Source organism: Nocardia yamanashiensis, from assembly GCF_021183565.1.
In the GTDB taxonomy this organism is placed as follows: Bacteria; Actinomycetota; Actinomycetes; order Mycobacteriales; family Mycobacteriaceae; genus Nocardia; species Nocardia yamanashiensis.
The window spans coordinates 2,876,069-2,895,730 of sequence record NZ_CP089226.1; the positions used below are offsets into that span (position 1 = coordinate 2,876,069).

The 19,662-nt window shown below is 68.4% G+C and carries 11 protein-coding genes and 1 pseudogene; 4 read left to right on the plus strand and 8 right to left on the minus strand.

Going from position 1 to position 19,662, the window contains the following annotated elements; all coding sequences use genetic code 11:
* Window positions 1-2 precede the first annotated feature (2 nt).
* Window positions 3-1,433, minus strand: coding sequence for a purine-cytosine permease family protein (locus LTV02_RS13950; protein ID WP_233040415.1), 1,431 nt, complete (start codon window positions 1,431-1,433; stop codon window positions 3-5).
* Window positions 1,434-1,470: 37 nt separating this feature from the next.
* The gene (hutU, locus tag LTV02_RS13955) at window positions 1,471-3,147 is read right to left on the minus strand and encodes a urocanate hydratase (RefSeq protein WP_233040416.1); all 1,677 of its coding nucleotides are present in this window, start codon (window positions 3,145-3,147) and stop codon (window positions 1,471-1,473) included.
* Between the two features lie 194 nt (window positions 3,148-3,341).
* Here hutU and hutC point away from each other — a divergent pair, with 194 nt between their 5' ends.
* Window positions 3,342-4,097 carry a histidine utilization repressor gene (gene hutC, locus LTV02_RS13960; RefSeq protein ID WP_233040417.1) on the plus strand — a complete coding sequence of 252 codons (756 nt, stop codon included), beginning with the start codon at window positions 3,342-3,344 and terminating at the stop codon, window positions 4,095-4,097.
* A 244-nt stretch (window positions 4,098-4,341) separates the two neighbouring features.
* Window positions 4,342-4,854 carry a barstar family protein gene (locus LTV02_RS13965; protein ID WP_408639361.1) on the plus strand — a complete coding sequence of 171 codons (513 nt, stop codon included), beginning with the start codon at window positions 4,342-4,344 and terminating at the stop codon, window positions 4,852-4,854.
* A 143-nt stretch (window positions 4,855-4,997) separates the two neighbouring features.
* Here LTV02_RS13965 and LTV02_RS13970 read toward each other — a convergent pair whose 3' ends face one another.
* The 6 genes and pseudogenes from LTV02_RS13970 to recC all read right to left on the minus strand — a co-directional run bounded on the left by LTV02_RS13970 (window position 4,998) and on the right by recC (window position 18,285).
* On the minus strand, window positions 4,998-6,392 hold the full coding sequence (locus LTV02_RS13970; protein WP_233040418.1) for a hypothetical protein: 1,395 nt from the start codon (window positions 6,390-6,392) through the stop codon (window positions 4,998-5,000).
* A 402-nt stretch (window positions 6,393-6,794) separates the two neighbouring features.
* Window positions 6,795-8,250: pseudogene (locus LTV02_RS13975) on the minus strand (flavin-containing monooxygenase).
* Window positions 8,251-8,295: 45 nt separating this feature from the next.
* The gene (locus LTV02_RS13980) at window positions 8,296-9,144 is read right to left on the minus strand and encodes an alpha/beta fold hydrolase (RefSeq protein WP_233040419.1); all 849 of its coding nucleotides are present in this window, start codon (window positions 9,142-9,144) and stop codon (window positions 8,296-8,298) included.
* A gap of 99 nt (window positions 9,145-9,243) precedes the next feature.
* Window positions 9,244-11,205, minus strand: coding sequence for an exodeoxyribonuclease V subunit alpha (recD, locus tag LTV02_RS13985; protein WP_233040420.1), 1,962 nt, complete (start codon window positions 11,203-11,205; stop codon window positions 9,244-9,246).
* Window positions 11,202-14,918, minus strand: a complete 3,717-nt coding sequence (locus LTV02_RS13990; RefSeq protein ID WP_233040421.1) for a UvrD-helicase domain-containing protein — start codon at window positions 14,916-14,918, stop codon at window positions 11,202-11,204. The genes recD and LTV02_RS13990 overlap by 4 nt, the downstream gene beginning before the upstream one ends.
* 22 nt (window positions 14,919-14,940) lie before the next feature.
* Window positions 14,941-18,285 carry an exodeoxyribonuclease V subunit gamma gene (recC, locus tag LTV02_RS13995; protein WP_233040422.1) on the minus strand — a complete coding sequence of 1,115 codons (3,345 nt, stop codon included), beginning with the start codon at window positions 18,283-18,285 and terminating at the stop codon, window positions 14,941-14,943.
* 180 nt (window positions 18,286-18,465) lie between these two features.
* Here recC and LTV02_RS14000 point away from each other — a divergent pair, with 180 nt between their 5' ends.
* Together LTV02_RS14000 and LTV02_RS14005 are read left to right on the plus strand one after the other, a co-directional pair.
* Window positions 18,466-18,672 (plus strand): hypothetical protein, encoded by a 207-nt coding sequence (locus tag LTV02_RS14000; RefSeq protein ID WP_067710118.1) that lies wholly within the window; start codon window positions 18,466-18,468, stop codon window positions 18,670-18,672.
* A 100-nt stretch (window positions 18,673-18,772) separates the two neighbouring features.
* Window positions 18,773-19,651, plus strand: coding sequence for a serine hydrolase (locus LTV02_RS14005; protein WP_408639362.1), 879 nt, complete (start codon window positions 18,773-18,775; stop codon window positions 19,649-19,651).
* The last annotated feature ends 11 nt before the right edge of the window (window positions 19,652-19,662 follow it).

A 19,662-nucleotide genomic window follows, 5' to 3' on the forward strand; every position in this document is an offset into this window, starting at 1 on the left:
TCTCAGACTCGCGCCATGTCGGCGTCCGGCGGATAGATCATGGCGGCGGGCGGATTGGCGGTGCGCCGCGCCAGCGGGTAGTACAAAGCGGCCGTGACCACGATGCCCACGATCCAGGAGATGTCCGCGCCGCCGAGCTTGTCGGTGAGCGGCCCGGTGTAGAACTTGGTCGCCAGGAACGGGATCTGCACCGCCACGCCCACCACGTAGCAGGCCAGCGCGGGCACGTTCCACGCCCCGTACCGGCCCTTCGGGTCGTACAGCGCGGGAATGTCGATGCGCTCCTTGGAGATCAGGTAGTAGTCGATCAGGTTGATCGCACTCCACGGCGTGAACACCATGAGCAACGCCAGCACGAAGTTCTTGAAGTTGGCCAGGAAGTCGGCGCTGGCGGCGACGGCGATCAGGGTCGCGGTGGCGGTGAATCCGACGATGTAGAGCGTGCGGGCCAGGCTCGAAATCTTGCTGCGCCCTTCGAAAGCCGTCACCGTGGTCAGGATCGACATGAACCCGCCGTAAGCATTGAGCACATTGACTGTCAGCTTGCCGACGACGATCACCAGGTAGATGAGCACGGCCACCGCCGCCGGCCCGGCCAGATCGCCGATGAAGCCGACCTGATCCTTCATGAAGCTCTTGCCCGCCACCGCGGCGATCAGCGCACCGAAGGTCATCGACCACTGCGAGCCGATCACGGTGCCCAGGAAGGTGGACCAGAAGGTGGTGCGGTCACTCGTCGAGCGCGGCAGATACCGGGAGTAGTCCGCCACGTACGGGCCGAAGGTGAGCTGCCAGCTGGCGCCCAGCGAAATCGCCAGCAGGAAGGTCGAGACCGCGAACGGCTTGGTGCCGAGGTGATCGGCCACGTCGTATTCGGACACCAATCGGATTGCCAGATAGGTGAATCCGACGATGCCGACCACGGTGGCGATACGCCCGACCACATGGATCAGGTTGTAGCCGGTGACCGCGATGATCGCGGTCAGCGTCCCGAAGATCACCATGCCCAGCACGGGACTGTCGATGTGCAGCACCTTGGCCACCGCCTGCCCCGCCAGCACGGTGCCGGTGGCGGCGAAGCCCAGATACATCAGGATGGCCAGCAGCAGCGGCACCACCGCGCCCCGCACCCCGAACTGGGCGCGGCTGGAAATCATCTGCGGCAGACCGAGTTTCGGGCCCTGCGCGGAATGCAAGGCCATCACCGCGCCACCGGCAACGTTGCCGATCAGCAGGCCGATGATCGCCCACAGCGCGTCGGCGCCGAAGATGACCGCCAGCGCGCCATCGACAATGGCGGTGATCTGCATGTTCGCCCCGAACCACAGCGTGAACTGGCTGCGCGGACTGCCGTGGCGTTCGGCGTCGGGAATGACGTCGATGGTGTGCCGTTCCGGGGTGAGAACGACCTCGGCGGGACCGTCTTGCGTCATGGTCTCTGCCTTCTTTCTGACTGCGACCGCGGTGGATCTAGTGCTGCTCGGACATCGGAATGCGGACGCCGCGCTCGGCGGCGGTCGCGATGGCGTGGTCGTAGCCGGCGTCGGCGTGCCGGATGACGCCCATGCCGGGGTCATTGGTGAGAACGGCCTCGATCTTGCGGGCCGCCAGTTCGGTGCCATCGGCGATGCACACCTGGCCGGCGTGGATCGACCGTCCCATACCGACGCCGCCGCCATGGTGAATGGACACCCACGACGCGCCGGAAGCGGTGTTGACCAGGGCGTTCAGCAGCGGCCAGTCGGCGATGGCGTCGGAGCCGTCCTTCATGGATTCGGTTTCGCGGTAGGGGGAGGCGACCGAACCGGAGTCCAGGTGGTCGCGGCCGATGGCGACGGGGGCGGACAGTTCGCCGCTGGCGACCATCTCGTTGAACTTCAGGCCCGCGAGATGGCGTTCGCCGTAGCCGAGCCAGCAGATGCGCGCGGGCAGGCCCTCGAACGCGACCTTCTCCCCCGCCATGGTGATCCAGCGGCGCAGGTGCTCGTTCTCGGGGAACAGTTCGAGAATGGCCTTGTCGGTGGCGGCGATATCGGCGGGGTCGCCGGACAGCGCGGCCCAGCGGAACGGGCCCAGGCCCTCCTCGAAGAGCGGGCGAATGTAGGCGGGCACGAAACCGGGGAAGTCGAAGGCGCGATCGAAGCCGCCCTTGCGGGCTTCGTCGCGAATGCTGTTGCCGTAGTCGAAGACTTCCGCGCCCTTGTCCTGGAAGCCGACCATGGCGGCCACATGCTTGGCCATGGAGTCCTGGGCCTGTTCGGTGAACCAGACGGGGTCCTTCTCCGACATGGTCTTCATGTCCGAGAAGTCCACGCCGATCGGCAGATACGCCAGGGGGTCGTGCGCCGAGGTCTGGTCGGTGACGATGTCGATCGGGGCGTCGGCGGCCAGCAGCGCCGGAAACACCTCGGCCGCATTGCCTTCCACGCCGATGGACAGCGGGCGGCGCTCGTCGCGGGCCGCTACCGCCAGTTCCAGGGCGTGCTCGATATTGTCGGCTTTCACGTCCAGGTACTTGTGCGCGATGCGGCGGTCGATGCGCGTGACATCGCAATCCACGCAGATGGCCACGCCCTCGTTCATGGTGACCGCGAGCGGCTGCGCGCCGCCCATGCCGCCCAATCCTGCGGTGAGCGTGATGGTTCCGGCCAGCGTGCCGCCGAAGCGCTTGCGGGCCACCGCGCCGAAGGTTTCGTAGGTGCCCTGCAGGATGCCCTGGGTGCCGATGTAGATCCACGAACCGGCGGTCATCTGCCCGTACATGGTGAGACCGAGTTCCTCCAGCCGCCGGAACTCCTCCCAATTCGCCCAGTCGCCAACCAGATTCGAGTTGGCCAGCAGTACGCGCGGGGCCCATTCGTTCGTGCGGAAGACGCCGACCGGCTTACCGGACTGCACCAGCATGGTCTCGTCGTTCTTCAACGTCTTCAGCGTCGCGACCATGGCGTCGAACGCCGCCCAGCTGCGCGCCGCCCGCCCGGTCCCGCCGTAGACCACCAGGTGATCGGGATGCTCGGCGACCTCCGGATCGAGATTGTTCATGAGCATGCGCAGCGCGCCCTCCTGCTGCCAGCCCAGGGTGGTGAGCTCGCTGCCGCGGGGCGCGCGCACGGTCCTGGCCTCGTGGCCGGGCGAACTGATGTCCATGGTGGTGTCCTCGAATCTCGACTGGTTGCCGCGGCGGTCCCCTGTGACGCCTCCCGCGCCGGGCCCGTGCTGTGTGCTGGGTCGCACCCTGCACCAAGTTGTATAGTCCTGTCTATACAACTGTCAAGCCGGGGGTTTCCGGGCCGGTAGGCTGCGGGATCGAAGCGGATCGTGGGCGAGGAGCGGGTGCGGGCATGACGACGGGCGACGGCGAACGGGAACTCGCCGCACTGTTCGCGGAATCGGGCGGCGGCACCATGCCCGCCTACGAGCGGGTCAAGCAGCTGGTGACGGCGCAGATCCGGGCCGATCGCTGGGTGGAGGGCGATCTGCTGCCGTCGGAGCATCAGTTCGTTGCGGCGCTGGGGCTTTCGCGGATGACGATCAACCGGGCCTTGCGGGAGTTGACCGCGGACGGTTTGATCGTCCGGCAGGCCGGGGTGGGGACGTTCGTGGCCGCCACGAAGAAGCCGTCACCGCTGTTCGAGGTGCGCAATATCGCCGATGAGATCACCCGCCGTGGCCATCGACATCGCACCGAGGTGGTGCTGATGCGCGCCGAAACCATCGACCCGACCCACACCTTCCTCCGGGAGTCACTGGGCCCGAAAGCATTTCATTCGGTCATCGTGCATTTCGAAGACGACGACCCCATCCAGGTCGAGGACCGCTACGTCAGCCCCGCCCAAGCCCCCGGCTACCTCGACCAGGACTTCGCCACCACCACCCCCAACGACTACCTCAGCCGCGTAGCCCCCCTCACCCGCGGCGAACACGTAGTAGAAGCAGTCCTCGGCAGCGCCGAAGAATGCCGCCTACTACGCATCGACCGCACCGAACCCTGCCTCCTCATCCGCCGCCGCACCTGGTCCGAACAGGGCCCGGTAAGCGTCGCCCGCCTGGTCCACCCAGGCTCACGCAACCGCCTCGAAGGGGTCTTCGAACGCTGACCCGGCCTCGCCCCGCCCGAACCGCCGCCACGGCAACAGAACCGCACTACCCAGCAGCACCACCGCCGCGACACCGAGCGCAACCCGCGTGCTCGCCGCACCGGCGAGGAACTCACGAGGAAGCCGCTCGACGCCCACCACACCTATTCTTCGGCCCGAGATGCCGTCGAAGTGTTTGCGGCGTGCGACGATGCTCGCCGTGGATTTACCGATACTCGTTGAACATGGGGAGCCCTGGGTTGTCGTGACCGGTGTCACCGACTCCTGGTTCGTCAGTGAACTCGCCGTGCTGCGTGCGCGGGGCGGGGTCGAGATTCGCTTGGACGCACGGGATTTGATGGAGCCTGCCACGCTGTTTCGGACATTTGCCAGGGTGTTCGATTTCCCCGGTTACTTCGGCCATAACTGGGATGCGTTGGCCGACTGTCTCACGGATCTCCATGGGATCCGGCATGGTGAACACAGCATCGCGGTCCTGATCGAGAATGCCGAATTCCTGCTGTCGGCCGAGCATCTGGGTTTGTTCCTCGACGTGCTCTGCCAGGCAGCGTGGCAGGTGAATCTGCGCCTGGACGCGGACGGCATGCCGCAGGACGAACCGCCTTCGGCCCTGCATTTCGTGCTGCTGACCGACAAGATTCCCGCCGACACGTTCATCACCCCACTCGGTGACCGGCCCGGCCTGGCGATCACGCGCGCCGGTGAGCGGGTCCTGATCACCTTGCCCGACGACTTCTGGCTTCCGACCGCGTACTGACCCGCGGCGAACCGTGCCTGCCGATCCGCCGCCGCACCTGGTCGAAGCCGGGGCCGGTGAGCGGAGCCCGGCTGACGCGTCCGGGCCCCGCAATCGCCTCGACGGTCCTCGGACACTGACTCCGACGACCCGTCCTGTCCGCGTCAGATCAGGGATACAACGGCTTTGACGCCTGCCGCTGCTGCCTCGGCCACCAGGTCTTCGATGGCCTTCTGCAGGAGGTCCGATACCTGTTTGGCGAGTAGGTCCTGGGCCACGATGTGCCACTTCAGCTGGGCACGTGAGACTTCGGGCCAGTTGTCGCGGATCGACGGGTTGTTGCCCGAGGTGGTCCAGTCGCTGTCGCGGTTGGGGCCGAACGGGTTCGCACTCGTGCCCTGGGTGTGTCCCTGCTGCGACAGGGTGTAGGCGATGCCGGATGGCGTCATGATCGCGACGGCCAGGGTGTAGTCGTAGCTGTCGAATCCGCTGTCGTGCAGGTGGCCGGTGAATGTCCAGTCGCCGTGATCGTTCATGACCACGCTGATCGAGCCGCCCAGCGCGGTGCCGTCATCGAAGGTCACGTTGATCGGGTGTGGCGCTCTACCCCAGGTCTTGGTGTGCGGCAGCAGCACGAACGACGCGTCGTCGTCGCCCACCGGGAACCAGCCGTTCCAATTCGGTGACCCCGCGGCCGGCCAGAAGTTCGACCACACCTTGCCGTCGAGGCCGGCGACGTACAGGCTGACCGAACCTTCGTCCGAGCGCGGATGGATCGCGGTGACCGGCGTACCCGGTGTGAATACGTTGTCCCCGAGCGGGAACCAGTTCGACCACTGCGGTTGGCCGGGCCGTTCGGGCCAGAATGCCGACCACACTTTCCCGTCTTCGGCGACGCCGTACAAACTCACCGCGCCCTCGTCCGAGCGCGGATGAACCACGCTCACCGTCGCCGACTGCGGGAATCCAACCGGATTCCCCAGCGGGAACCACCCATTCCAGTTCCCCCCAGCCGCCGGCCAGAAATTCGACCACACCTTGCCATCCAGCCCGACCACATACAGACTCACCGCCCCTTCGTCCGACCGGGGGTGAATCGCCGCGACCGGGGACCCCGGCGTAAAAGTATTGTCGCCCAGTGTGAACCAATCCGACCATTGGGGTTGGCCTCCGCCGCCCTGCGCGGGCCAGAAAGCGGACCACACTTTCCCGTCTTCGGCGACGCCGTACAAACTCACCGCACCCTCGTCCGAGCGCGGATGAACCACCCTCACCGTCGCCGACTGCGGGAACCGAACCGGATTCCCCAGCGGGAACCACCCATTCCAGTTCCCCCCAGCCGCCGGCCAGAAATTCGACCACACCTTGCCATCCAGCCCGACCACATACAGACTCACCGCCCCTTCATCCGACCGCGGATGAACCGCCGCGACCGGAGACCCCGGCGTAAAGATGTTCTCGCCCAAGGCAAACCAATCCGACCAGCGACCAGAACCGTTGACTGCAGGCCAGAACGCCGACCACACCCTCCCGTCGTTCGCGACACCGTACAAACTCACAGCCCCCTCGTCCGACCGCGGATGAACCACACTGATCGCACTGCCTTCCGGGAATCCAACCGGATTCCCGCCAATACCGAACCACCCGTTCCAATTCGGCGCCGACGGTGTAGGCCAGAAATTCGACCACACCTGCCCATCCCGCCCAGCCACATACAAACTGACGGCCCCCTCATCCTTACGCGGATGAATCCCCGCCACACTGAACCCAGCCATTACGTTCCTCCCCCGGACTGCGCTGGCGAATCTCACCACCGCACTTGATGATTGCCACCCCATCGAATCCCACCCGGCCTCCCCCGTCCCGCGTACCCCACTACCCGAATCCCGCGATCTCATTACGCTGGTCCGAGCCCGCCGGACCGACGAAACTCTGGGCCACGATGGTGTGTCGGGCCGGGTTCAGGTGCGTTCGAAGCGCATGGCGGGGTCGGTTAGGCGGCCGTAGCGGAGGGCGGGGAGGTCGCGGAGGTAGTTCATGTGGAGTTTCCAGGGGGCGCGGTCGCCTTGTTTGGGGAGGGTGGCGAGGGCGCGGAGGACGTAGCCGGGTTCGAAGTCGAGGAAGGGGGCGGTGGGGACCGAAGGGTCGCGGATGGGGGTGGCTTTGATGTAGCCGTGGGTGTCCATGTGGCGGAGGAGGCGGGTTACGTATTCGCAGACCAGGTCGGCTTTGAGGGTCCAGGAGGCGTTGGTGTAGCCGATGATGAAGGCGTAGTTGGGGACGTCGGAGAGCATCATCGCCTTTGTAGGCCATGGCTTCCGGGAGGGCTACTTTGCGGCCGTCGACGATCAGGTCTATGCCGCCGAAGGGGATGAGGTTCAGGCCCGTTGCGGTGATGACGATGTCGGCTTGCAGGTCGCGGCCGGAGGTCAGGTGCAGGCCGGTTTCGGTGAAGGTGTCGATGTGGTCGGTGACCATTTCGAGTTCGCCGTGGCGGATGGCGCGGAACAGGTCGCCGTTGGGGACCAGGCACAGGCGCTGGTCCCAGGGGTTGTAGCGCGGGTTGAAGTGGGTGTCGATGTCGTAGCCGGGTGGGAGCCAGCGGGTTTGCAGGCGGTGGATCCAGGAGCGCATGCGCTTCGGATAGCGTTGCGAGACTTGATACATCAGGGTGCTCAGGCCGACATTCTTGGCGCGGGCCAGGGTGTAGGCGAGCTTGGCGGGCAGGAAGCGGCGGGCCCGGTCGGCGAAGGCGTCGCGGGCGGGCATGGAGATGATGTAGGACGGGGAACGCTGCAGCATGGTGATGTGGGCGCCCTGTGCGGCCAGCGCGGGGCCGAGGGTGACCGCGGTGGCGCCGGAACCGACGATGACGACGCGCTTGCCGGCGACATCGAGGTCCGACGGCCAGTGCTGGGGGTGCACGATCGGGCCGCGGAAGCGTTCCGTGCCCGCGAAATCCGGGGTGTAGCCCTGGTCGTAGCGGTAGTAGCCGGAGCAGGAGAACAGGAAGTTCGCGGTGATGGCGACCTCTTCGCCGTCGTGTTCGGCGATCACCGTCCAGCGATTGTCCGCCGAGGACCATTCGGCGCGGATCACCTTGTGCCGGTAGCGGATAGCCATGTCGATGCCGTTGTCGGCGGCGGTGTCGCGCACGTATTGCAGGATCGAATCACCGTCGGCGATGGCCTTGTCGCCCAGCCACGGCCGGAACCGGTAGCCGAGGGTGAACATATCGGAATCGGAGCGAATCCCGGGGTAGCGGAACAGATCCCAGGTGCCGCCGCTGGCGTCGCGCATCTCCAGAATGACGTAGGTCCGCCACGGGAACGCGCGCTGCAGGTGGTAGGCGGCGTCGATCCCGGACAGTCCGGCGCCGACGATGAGCACATCGACGTGCTCGGGCGAGCTGGTCATGCACTCAGAGTATCGACTCAGACAGTGCCGGTGGGCTGGAGCGGACTACGAACGGGAGAAGAAATCGGCGATGGTGGCGGCCACCCGCTCGGGTGCGACCTTGTCGATGCCGAAGTGGTCCAGGCCCGGGAACGTGTGGCGTTCACAGCGCGGAATGGTTTGCGCAAGCAGAGAATGATCGGGATCGGTGCGAGGATGCCGGTCCTTATCGCCGTCGAGCAGCAGTACAGCAGCAATGATCTCGGCGTAGTTCGGGTAGGTGTCGTCCAAGCGGACGATCTCGCGATGCTCGCGCAGGTTCTCCGCGAGCAGTCCGATGACCATGTCCTTCTCGGGGGCTTTCATGAACATGGGCATCATGCGGCGGAACATGAAGCGCGGAATCTTGCGGATCTGTTCCGGACCGAGCGCACGCACGAATTCGATGAACGCGTCGAAAGGCTTGTTCTGCGAGAGGTATTTCTCGTAGGCGGGCATCCAGTCCGCAGGCAGGTCACCTTCGACCGAAATACCGGGTTCATAGAGCGCGAGCTTGGTGATCCCCGGATTCCCGCGCGCGGCTTCGAGGGCGACCAGTCCGCCATAGCTGTGACCCACCACCAAGCTAGCGCCCGTTTTGTCCTGTAGCGCGCGCAGATCCGCACAATCGTCGGCGACGCTGTAGCCCGGCCCTTGCGGCCCACTGGCCCCGCGCCCGCGTCTTTCCATGGTGTGCACGGTGAACCGCTCCCCCAGCGCCTGCGCGAACCGGCCGTACACGAACGCCCGCGTCAAGGTGCCCGGCAGCACGATCACGGCCGGACCCGACCCGATGCTCAGGTACGCGATCCGCGTCCCGTCCGCCGACACCACGAAATCCTCGGCCTGCTCGACCTCAGGTTCCAGCTCGGACATGCGCGCCCTCCAGCGTTCCGCGCCGGCGCACCCGAATGCCCCGCACACCAACGCCTTTCCCCGCCCGAGCCTACGCCGCCGCACCCGGGCACGGCGCGCCTATTGCGCGCGCAGGCCGCTGGCACGCAGGACACGCCGGGCGATCCCGGCCCGGATCGCCTCCTCGGTCCCCAGCACCCGCACGTGCTTGCGGGCCCGAGTGATGGCCGTGTACAGCAGCTCCCGCGTCAGCAGCGTCGATTCGGGCCCGGGCAGTACGACCGACACATTGTCGTACTGGCTGCCCTGACTGCGGTGAATGGTCATGGCATACACGGTCGTAACGCCGGGGAACTGCGTCGGATGCACCAGGTACGGCTCGGTGCCGCGTTGCAGTGCCGCGCGCAGACTGCCGTCGGGGCCGCGGACGATGACGCCGGTGTCGCCGTTGTAGATGCGCGCCTCGTGATCGTTGGCGGTGACCAGCAGCGGCTGCCCGGGATACCAGTGCCCCGCACCGGGATCGGAGCTGATGCCGGCGGCGGTGACCCACCCGGCGGCCAGCCGGTCCCAGCGATCCACGCCATACACGCCCTGCCGGTGCGCGCACAGCAGGCGGTGCGATTCGAGCGCGGTCAGGGCGGCGATGGCGTCGCCCGCGAGCGCGGCCTCGGTGGCGGCCTGCGAGGCGCGCAGGACATTGGCGCGCACCTCGGTGATGTCGTCGGGATGGTGCAGGGCCAGTTCGTCCCCGCCCGCCGCCAGCAGTTCCAGCGCCGTGTCGGCGTCACCGGCGCGGACCGCGACGGCGAGATCGGCGATGCGTCCGCCGAAGCGCCGCCCACGCGTGAGCCGGACGATGCCGCCGCGCAACCGTTCCCGCTCACGCGGTGACAAGGCGTCGGCCACCGGGCCACCGGCGGAACCCGAGACCGTGCGCGCGTCACCCGACCCGGTGGTGGCGTGCTGGATTCCCGGGTCCGGCCCCGTGACCTCCGGTCCGCCACCCGCGAGGATCTCGTCGAGCACCGGATTGTCCTGTCCGGGAACGGGTCCCGCGACGAGGTCGGCGAGCACCGCGCCCGCATCGACGGAGGCCAGCTGATCCGGGTCACCGACCAGCACCAGGCGCGCGTCCGGGCGTACGGCCGGGAGCAATCGGCTCATCATGGTCAGCGACACCATGGAGGTCTCGTCCACCACGATGACGTCGTAGGGCAGCCGGTTGAACTCGTTGTGCTTGAAACGCCCCGCCCCGCCCCGCTGCCAGCCCAGCAACCGGTGCAGCGTCGCGGCGGTCAACTCGGGCAAGCCGATGTCACCGGCCTGTTCACGGACCGATTCCTGAAGGCGCGCAGCGGCTTTGCCGGTCGGCGCGGCCAAGGCGATGCGCAGGGCGGGTGCGTTCGGCAGGGCCTGCTGATGGGCGACGAGCAACGCCAGCACGCGGGCGATGGTGTGCGTCTTGCCGGTACCCGGTCCGCCCGCGATCACGGTGGTCCAGCGCGTGGTGGCCAAGGCGGCAGCCAGCCGCTGCCGGTCGAACTCCCCGGAACCGGGCTGCGGCGGGAACAGCCGATCCAGTTCGCGGCGAATCAGTCCCGCGTCCACCATCGGTCGCGAGGCCGCGCGCTCGATCAAGGCGGCCCGGATCGTCTCCTCCTGCCGGAAGTATCGATCCAGGTACAGCAGCGGGCTCGCCTCCGACCCGGCGGCGGGTTCGACCAGCCGCAACGGCCGCAGCGGACCCGCCGGGCTCCCGCAGACCAGAGGACTCACCCGCAGCGCCGCGATCACCGCGTCCACATCCGGCCACGGCAAGGTCGAGGGATCGATGGTCGATTCCTCGGTACCTTCGGCATCCACACCGATCTCGTGCATGCGCCGCACTTCCAGGCACACCGAACCGGAGCGCACCGCGCGCACCGCCAGCGCCGTCGCGAACAGCACCAGTTCCGACTGTTCCCGGCCGAGCCGTCCCAATCGCAGGGCAACGTGCAGGTCGGCGGCGGACAGCACTCCGGCGGCATTGAACACCTGCAATGGCCCGGTTCCGCGCTGCGCCAACTGAATCGAGGTCATGCGGTCACCTCACCGGCGAGCAGCAGAGAGAGTTCGACCACCATCTGCGGCGGCGGCATCCAGTCGAAAACGCCCGCGCCGTCCGGGGTGCGGGGACCGACCATGCCGCGGACGAAGAGATACCGAATGCCGCCCAGATGGACGGCCGGGTCGTAGGTGGGCAGCCGCCAGCGCAGGAAGCGGTGCAGGGCAACCGAATACAGGATCGCCTGCAGCGGGTAGTGCGAGCGCATCATCTCCGCGGCCATGCGTTCGCGGGTGTAGTGGGCGACGGTGAGATCACCGGTACCGAGCCGGTTCGTCTTGTAGTCGACCACGACGAAAGACGGTTCCCCGGACGCGGATCGGACACGCAGGACGGCGTCGATACTGCCGGTGAGGTAGCCCCGCAGCGGGGTGGCGTCCAGGTGCGCCAGTTGGTCGGCGTACGGGGCGAAGATGTCGTCGGCGGGCAGATGACGGCGCAGCAGATCACCGATGTCGGGCACGGTGACCCGCGTGGTCACGGCATCGTCGCCGCCGGTGAGCGGCAGCTCGAAGTCGAGTTCGCTCAAACGATCCCGGGTCGGAATGCCCGCGAGCGTGCCGATATTGCGGTCCGGTCCGGCGCCGAAATCGATGGGCGTGTGCATGACGGCCAGCAGCGCGGCGGACAGCACGTCGGGATCGGCATCGAACATCTGCTCGGTGACGGCGTGCTCGGTGCGGGCGCGGATTTCGGCGGCCAGGTCGGCGGCGTCCGTATCCACGTATTCGAGCACCTCGTGCACGAGCGTGCCGAACTCCGCGCCGTAGGGCAGCGTGTTCATCAACGACGGTGCGGCGCCGGCGAATTCGTCGACGGCCTCGGCGAGCACCGTGGGCGTCGCGGGTTCGTCGGCGATACCGCGCCCGTCCGGGACGTCACCGGCGGGCATGGCATCGTGGGCGCCGGCGGTGAGCGCCGAGTAGGAGGTGCGCCGCCAGTCCTGATCCAGGGTGCGGTCGAAAGTGGCGACCGCGAGGTTTTCGGTGGCGGTGGCGGTGTGATCGCGGCGCAGGCGGGCCGGGACGGCCTGGCTCACCGGTTCGACGGCGATCACGCCCGGCTCCGCCCCCGCCGCCCATTCCGAGAAACGGGACAGCACCACCGAATCGGCGGGCACCGGGGCTTTGTCGGCCACGGCGGGGCTGCCGGGTTCACGCCCCAGCAGCATGCGATGCAGCGGCGAGGTCTGGGTATCGAACGCCGGAGCCCACCAGGCGACCACCTGCGCGCCCGCACGGGTCAGCGCCACATACAGCAGGCGCAGTTCCTCGGCGGCTTCCTCGGCTTCGGCGTACAGGCGGCGATTGTTGTATCCGGCGGCGTCGGGGCCGCCGACATCGAGTACCCGGCGGCCCTGCTCGTCGTGGAAGAGCAGGGTGGGCGGGTTGCGCATCTTGGCGGCGTCCCAGGCGAAAGGCAGGTAGACGATCGGGAATTCGAGGCCTTTGCTCGCGTGCACGGTGGCGATCTGCACGGAGGCGGCGTCCCGGTCCAGGCGGCGGCTGCGCCCGGCGACGCTGCCCGATGCCGGATCGCGGACGCGGTCGGCGAGCCAGCGGGTCAGCGCGGTCAGGCCGAGGCCCTCGTGCATGGCGGCTTCATCGAGCAATTGCGCGAGATGCCGCAGGTCGGTGAGCTGCCGTTCACCGCCGTCGAGCGCGAGCAGGCGAGGAGCCAATCGGGTTTCGGCACTGAGCTTTTCGAAGACGGCCGCGAAACCGATACGGGTGAACAGGCGTGCCGATTCGCGCAGCTGGGCGCTGAGCCGGCCGACCAGATCGGCTCCGCCGGCATCGATTTCGGTGGCGGACAAGCCGAGCAATGCGGTGCCCGCCGCGAGACGCACCCGGTCGCCGCGGTGCGGCTGCTCCAACGCGTGCAACACCCACAGCCATTCGACGGCGGCGGGCGTACCGAACACGCTCGCGCCACCGGCCAGCACCGAGGGCACCCCGGCCCGTTCGAGTTCCTTGCGCACCAGATCCGAGTGATTGTGATTGCGCACCAGCACCGCGATATCGCCCGGCCCGATCGGCCTTTCAGCGGCGGTGCCGGCGTCGATGCGCATTCCGGATTCGAGCAGCCGCACGATATCGGCCGCCACATCCACCGCGATGCGTTCGCGCTGCCGCCCGACCGTCGGATACCCGGATCGGTTCAACGCACCCGCGCCGGTGCGCGGAAAACACCGCAGCCGCAATGGCACAACCTGCTCCGGCGCGCCCGCCAGCCGCGAGAACGGCCGGGTGGCGGCCACCTTGTGCACGGTGATTTCCTTGTGCCCCAGCGCCGCTCCGCCTTGCAGGTGGTGCAGCGCCGCCAGCAGCCCGGCGTCACTGCGCCGGTTGGTGGTCAGTTCGAGGCGATTGTCCGCGTGCGCCACCGCATCCAGGTAGCTCAGCACTTCCGCGCCCCGGAAGGCGTAGATTGCCTGCTTCGGATCCCCCACCAGTACCAGGGTCGAATGCCCGTGGAAGGCCCGCCGCAAGATATCCCACTGCAGCGGATCGGTGTCCTGGAATTCGTCGACCAGCGCCACCCGGAAACGCTCCCGGATCCGCCCGCACGCCCGCGGCCCGTGTTCGGGATCGGCCAGCACATCGTGCAGCAGCACCAGCAGATCGTCGTAGTCGCGTAATCCCGAAAGCCGTTTGCGCCGAGCCGTTTCCGCGCGCGCCGCCGCCGCGAACGCCACCCGCTCCCCCGCCGGATCGTCCTCGAGTTCCCCTTCCGGCACCAGGATCGCGTGCCCGTCGCCCACGGCCGCACGGGCCAGCCGCTGCGCGTCGGCGGGGCCGAACGGCGCTTGCCCGCGCGCGTACCGGCTCAGGTAGAGGTCATCCGCGACCGTGGAAACCACGTCCTCGATGCTCTCCACCAGCCGCACCCCGGGGTCGTGCTCGCCCGCCAGCCCCAGCTCGTCCAGCATCCGCTGACAGAAGCTGTGCGTGGTCGCGATGGTCCCGGAATCGAAATCCGACAGCGCCGCCAGCAATCGCTCCCGCCGCGCCGCCACCTCCGACGGCGTGGCCTGCGCCAGGTGCCGCACCAGCTCATCGCCTTCGGCCCGGGCCCGCTCCGGCTCGGCCAGCGCCGCGGCGACACCGACGAACCGATCCCGCGTCCGTTCCCGAAGCTCCTGCGTGGCAGCGCGACTGAACGTCACCAGCAGCAGCTCGGAGATATCCACCCCCAGCTCGGCGACGAACCGCACCGCCAACCCCACGATGGCGTACGTCTTCCCCGTCCCGGCACTGGCCTCCAGCACGGTCGTACCCACCGGCAACGCACCGGTCAGCACGAACCGCCCTTCGGCCTCCGCGGCCGGATCCACGTCCCGCACTACCTCCGCCACACCGCCGAGCGCGCCACCGAACAAATCCGTCTCCCCCTCCGAGCCCTCGCCACCGTCCGGCAACGGTTCAGCCGCAGCGGACGCATCACCCCGTCCATCATCGTCTCCGGCGACGGCGGCATCCGAAGCGGCGGCGATCTGCTCCGATTCGACCGGAATGCCCGCCGGCTCGTCGGCCGGGGCGGGATCGGCGGCGAACAGGTCGGCGTACTCCGGTTCCGGACGACGGTGGCGGCCTTCGCCCCCGGCGCTGTCACCCCGCCGGCGCGCGCGGGCGGCGGCCGGGCGGTCGATGTCCAGGTCGGTGCGGGAGAAGAGGTCGTCGGTCATCCGCGGCTTTCGGAGTGTGGGTTCACGGTTGGCCTTGATTCTCGTTGGTGAGCAAGGGATTCCAGAGGCGGCGCGCCAGTTCGCCGAAGCGGGTGGTCTCGGCGTCGGAGTGCAGCAGCGTGGTTTCGGGGTCGCCGGTGAGGTGATGGAAGCGCGGGGCGGGACCGTGGATGTAGCGCAGGTAGCGGTCGGTGTGTTCGCCGAAACGGCCGGGACCGTCCTTGCCGCCGTCGAATTCCTGTTCCGCGGCTTGCAGGGCTTCTTCGTAGGTGGCGCCGGCGAGGCGGCGTTCGGCGTAGACCGAGGAGGCCGCGGGGGCGATGGGCAGGGGTTCGGTGAGGCCGAGGTCGCGCAGGTCCACCAGATCGCGCAGCAGGGTGCGGGCGGTGGCGGCGTTGGGGGCGGTGAGGGTGGATTGCCAGGCGGGGCGCGACATCTTGCCTCGGCCGATGGTGATGGCGCGCCAGCTCTGGTGCGAGCCCGCGGCGGCGAGGGCGAGCAGCCGCACCCAGGCGGCCATGCGGTGCTTGGGCGCCAGGCGCGAATAGGTGGTGCGGAGCAGGGCGTCGTCGTGGACGTCGGGGACGGTGCCGGTGAGGCGGCGGCCGTCGCCGAGATCGACCGCGATATCGATGGTGCGGGCCGGGATTTCGTGCAGCGGCTGCGCGACCCGGACCAGGCGGTCGACGGTGGATTCGACTTCATCGAGCACCGCGCCGCCGAGCGCGAACGGCGGCAGCGTGCCGCGCCGCCATTCGGCCGCGCGCAGGATGTTCGGGTCGACGCCGGTGAGGCGGGCGGACAGCATGCGTTCGCCCATGCTCCATTTGGTGAGGCCGTCGAGTTCGATGGGCAGGCGGTCGCCGATCTCCTCTTCTTCCTCCGGGACGCGAATCCCCAAGCGCTGCCACAGGAATGCGCGCACCGGATGTTCGGCGAAGGCCACCAGGTCGGCCAGTTCCACATCGCCGGGTTCGGGGACCACCAGGGGCGCGGCCAGGAAGGCGGGGCGGTTGACCGGCGGGCGGCCCGCGGCGCGAGCGCCCGCCAGGGCGACGGTGTCGAAGCTGAAGGGGGCGTCGGCGCGGAAGTTGCGGCGATCGAAGGGCTGCAAGGGATGTCGCGTGACGACCTGATCCATGGCGGGCGCGCCGACGTGGGCGCGCACGGTGTCGAGCACCTCGGCCAGGGGGATGGCGGGCGGGCGGTGCGCGCCGGTGACCGGGTCGGATCCGGTGTGCAGCAACACGAGTCGCTCCCCCGCCGCCATGATGGCGTCCAGCAGCAGCTGCCGGTCCTCGCTGCGCGGATCCCGGTCGCCGGGGCAGCGATGGCGGGCCAGCACATCGTCGCCGTCGACGCCGCCCGAGCGCGGGAACACCTCGTCGTCGAGTCCGAGCAGCACCACCACACGATGCGGCACCGACCGCATCGGCACCATGGTGCACACGGTCAGCTCGCCGGTGCGGAAGTTGGCGCGCGAGGCCCGGCCGGAGAGCCGGGCGCGCAGCAGGGCGCTGATATCGCTGAGCCGCAAGGGGGTTCGCCCCGCGAATTCCAGGGCGGCGGCCAATTCTCGCCGGGCCTGCACGCCCATCCAGGTCTGCGTGTACGACACATCGGTCAGCAGATCGAGGGCCCGCCCCAGTACGGCGGCCCAGTCCTCCGCCGGGCGCGCGGTGCCCGCCGGTTCCTCCAGGGTCGGGCCGCGCAGATCCCGCAGGCATACCGCGAGCCGGTCCACGAACTCCGCGAACCGGCCGGCCAGATCGATGTCATTGGAATCCACATCGTCCAGCGGCAGCACCAGATCCAGCCAGTCCTCGGTGGACTCCCCGGCCGCGACGCCCAGCAGGATCCGGTCCACGGCCGCGTTCAGGGTGTTCTGCGCGAAGTCCCCGAGCCCGAACGCCTGCCGCTGCCGCTGCCCGATCCCCCAGCGCGCCCCGGTCTCGGCGGCCCAGTCGCGCAATCGCTCGATATCGTCGTCGTCGAAGCCGCAGCGCAGCCGGACCGGTTCCGCCGCGGCCAGATCCAGCACCTCGGTGACGGTGACCCGGCCGTCGGCCAGTTCCAGCAGCGTGCCGATCACCCCGAGCACCGGGTTCACCGCGCGTTGCGCGCGATCGGCCAGCCGCACCCGCAGCCCGTGCGCCGGATGCCCGGGTTCCGCGCCCTCGAGGGACCACTGCCCGAAGGCGGCGCGCACCAGCGGCGCGTAGCTTTCCACATCCGGGCACATGACGATCACGTCGCGCGGTTGCAGCGTGTGGTCGGCGGCGAAAATGCCGAGCAGGCTATCGCGCAGCACCTCCACCTGCCGGGCCGCGCCGTGACAGGAGTGCACGGTCACGCTGCCGTCGGCGAGCGCGGGTTCGGGCATGAGCGACCAGCGGTCCTGCCGGATGGCGGCCTGCAATTCGCTCAGCAGCGTGCGCGGCGCGACGGTCTCCGGCCGCGGGTGATAGGTGTCGATGTGGTCGTATCCGGCGAGCCGCTCCTGCAACTCGCGCACGTCCCGCCCCAGCGCCGCCAGCAGCGGATGCCGCACCCGCACACCGGAATTCGGCGTGATCTCGGCATCGGCCAGCTTGGTCCACAGCGCGGGCGAGGGATGCACCAGCCACAGATGCACCTGCCGTCCCACCGACAATGCCGACAACACTTCCAACTGGTCCGTAGTCAACCGCGTCACGCCGAACAGCGAAATCCGCTCCGGCAGTGACACACTCGACGGCTCCGCCCGCAACCGCGCACACGCCGCCGCCAGCCGCTCGGCCGGACCCGGCACGCCCACCGCCGCCCGCAGCCGCCGCCACAATTCAGGCTGCCAGCGCAGGTCTGCGGGCAACAGACCGCCCGCACCCGCACCATCGCTGTCGATACCGGCCGCCCAGTCCAGGATCATGGCGGGGCGTTGCGCCGCGTAGGTATCGAACAGGCCCGCGATCCGCGCTGCGGTGGCGTAGCGCCGGCCCACCCGGTAACCGTTCGCGTCACCGTGTCCGAGGTGACGGGCGAGCACGCCCGCCCAGGGTTCGTTCAGCACTTCGTCGAGGACCGGGAGCAGTGCCCATACCAACCGGTCGGGCGCCCATGGGTCCTGGTCCGGGTCGATGCCGGTGGCCTCGGCCAGGACCGCGCCGACCAATCCCGCCGGGTCCGCGAAGTCGATATTCGCCGAAATCCCGTCGGCGAACGACCCGCTACCGAGAACCGTGGCCAGCCGCTGATTCAGCCAGCGCTCGATCCCCTTGGCCGGCACCGCGACCACTTCGGGGGTGAAGGGGTCGCCGAGCGGATCGGCGAGCAGCTCGGCCAGCGCGTCGGCGAGCGTGTCCGCACGCTCGGCCCGATGAATGTGCACGAGCTGTGTTTATACAGTCGGCGAACGACATGCAAACACCCGGCATCGCGGCTCGCCGGGTGACACCCGCCACACGCCTCGCATTTGCTAGGGCGCGTCACTCTGAAATTCGACTGTGGTATGCGACAGTGCCTTTCGGGTGGAGGCCGGAAAGTGGTAGTGAAAGGCTGGTTCGCGTCGATGTCTGCGTCGGTGATTCCCCTGGTTCCCAGAACCGGATTCACGGTCCGCCGAGTCGGTGATCGCTGGGAGCTCGTCAACTCGCGTCACTACGGGCGCGGCGTCGTACTGGCGGCATGGCCGCGCGATCATCACACCGAGGCATTCGAGCACTGCTATCGGCTCAACGGCCGCAGCATCGAAGAACTACGCGCGGCGTTCCGCTAGTTCACCGAAAGCCCGTGCGCGAGCGTCGATTCGATAACACACGGGGCGACTGAGCTCAAGACGTGCAAAGCGCCCTTTGTGATGGCTATTGTGTCTCTTCGTGCGTTCTCCGATGGCCCGGCGCGTGGCCACCTCGACCTGTGTCCTCGCCGCAGCGGTATTGATTCCGGCTGCCCCGGTATTCGCCCCGAACGCGGAAGCCCTTCCGGTGGCCACTCAGGGCTGCCTGCCGGGCTTCGATTGCGATATGTCCAATCGCATCAGCGCCGCCGACGCCTATCTGAGCTCGCGGCCCGGCGTCACCGGATATGTACTGCGCGATCGGGTCAGCGGCGGCATTTACCGGAATGGCAACGCGGACACCATGTTCTGGACCGCGTCCACCATCAAACTGGCGATCGCGGAGGATCTGCTGAATCGCGCCCGGATCGGGGCCATCAATCTCGACGGCGGGGACCGGGCGCTGCTCGAGTCCATGCTGGCAACCTCCAACGACCACGCCGCCGACGTGCTGTGGAACAAGTACGCGGGCGTGGATCGCATGTCGTTCAACAACGCCTTCCGCGCCAACGGCATGTCCGGACTGGTCCCGCTGCCGCCCACCACCACCATCGAGCAGACGAAGCTGTTCCCCGACTGGGGTTTCCAGCAGTGCAGCCCGGCCGACCTGGATCGGCTGATGGACAACGTGCTCACCCGCATGCACCCCGACGACCGCGCCTACCTGGTCGATCGCATGCGCCGGGTGGACACCAACCAGCACTGGGGCGTGTGGGGCGCGGGCGCGTCGATGAACCCCGGCCTGAAGAACGGCTGGTCCAACGAGGTCGGCGGCTGGGTGGTCAATTCGGTCGGCTTCGCGGGCCCGAACGAGCGCTACACCCTGGCCGTCATGACCGAGCAGGGCAACGAGGGCGGCTACATCGAAGGTTCCGAAACCACCACGCAGCTCGCGAAACTCCTGCTCGCGGGACGCTGAACAGGTCTCGT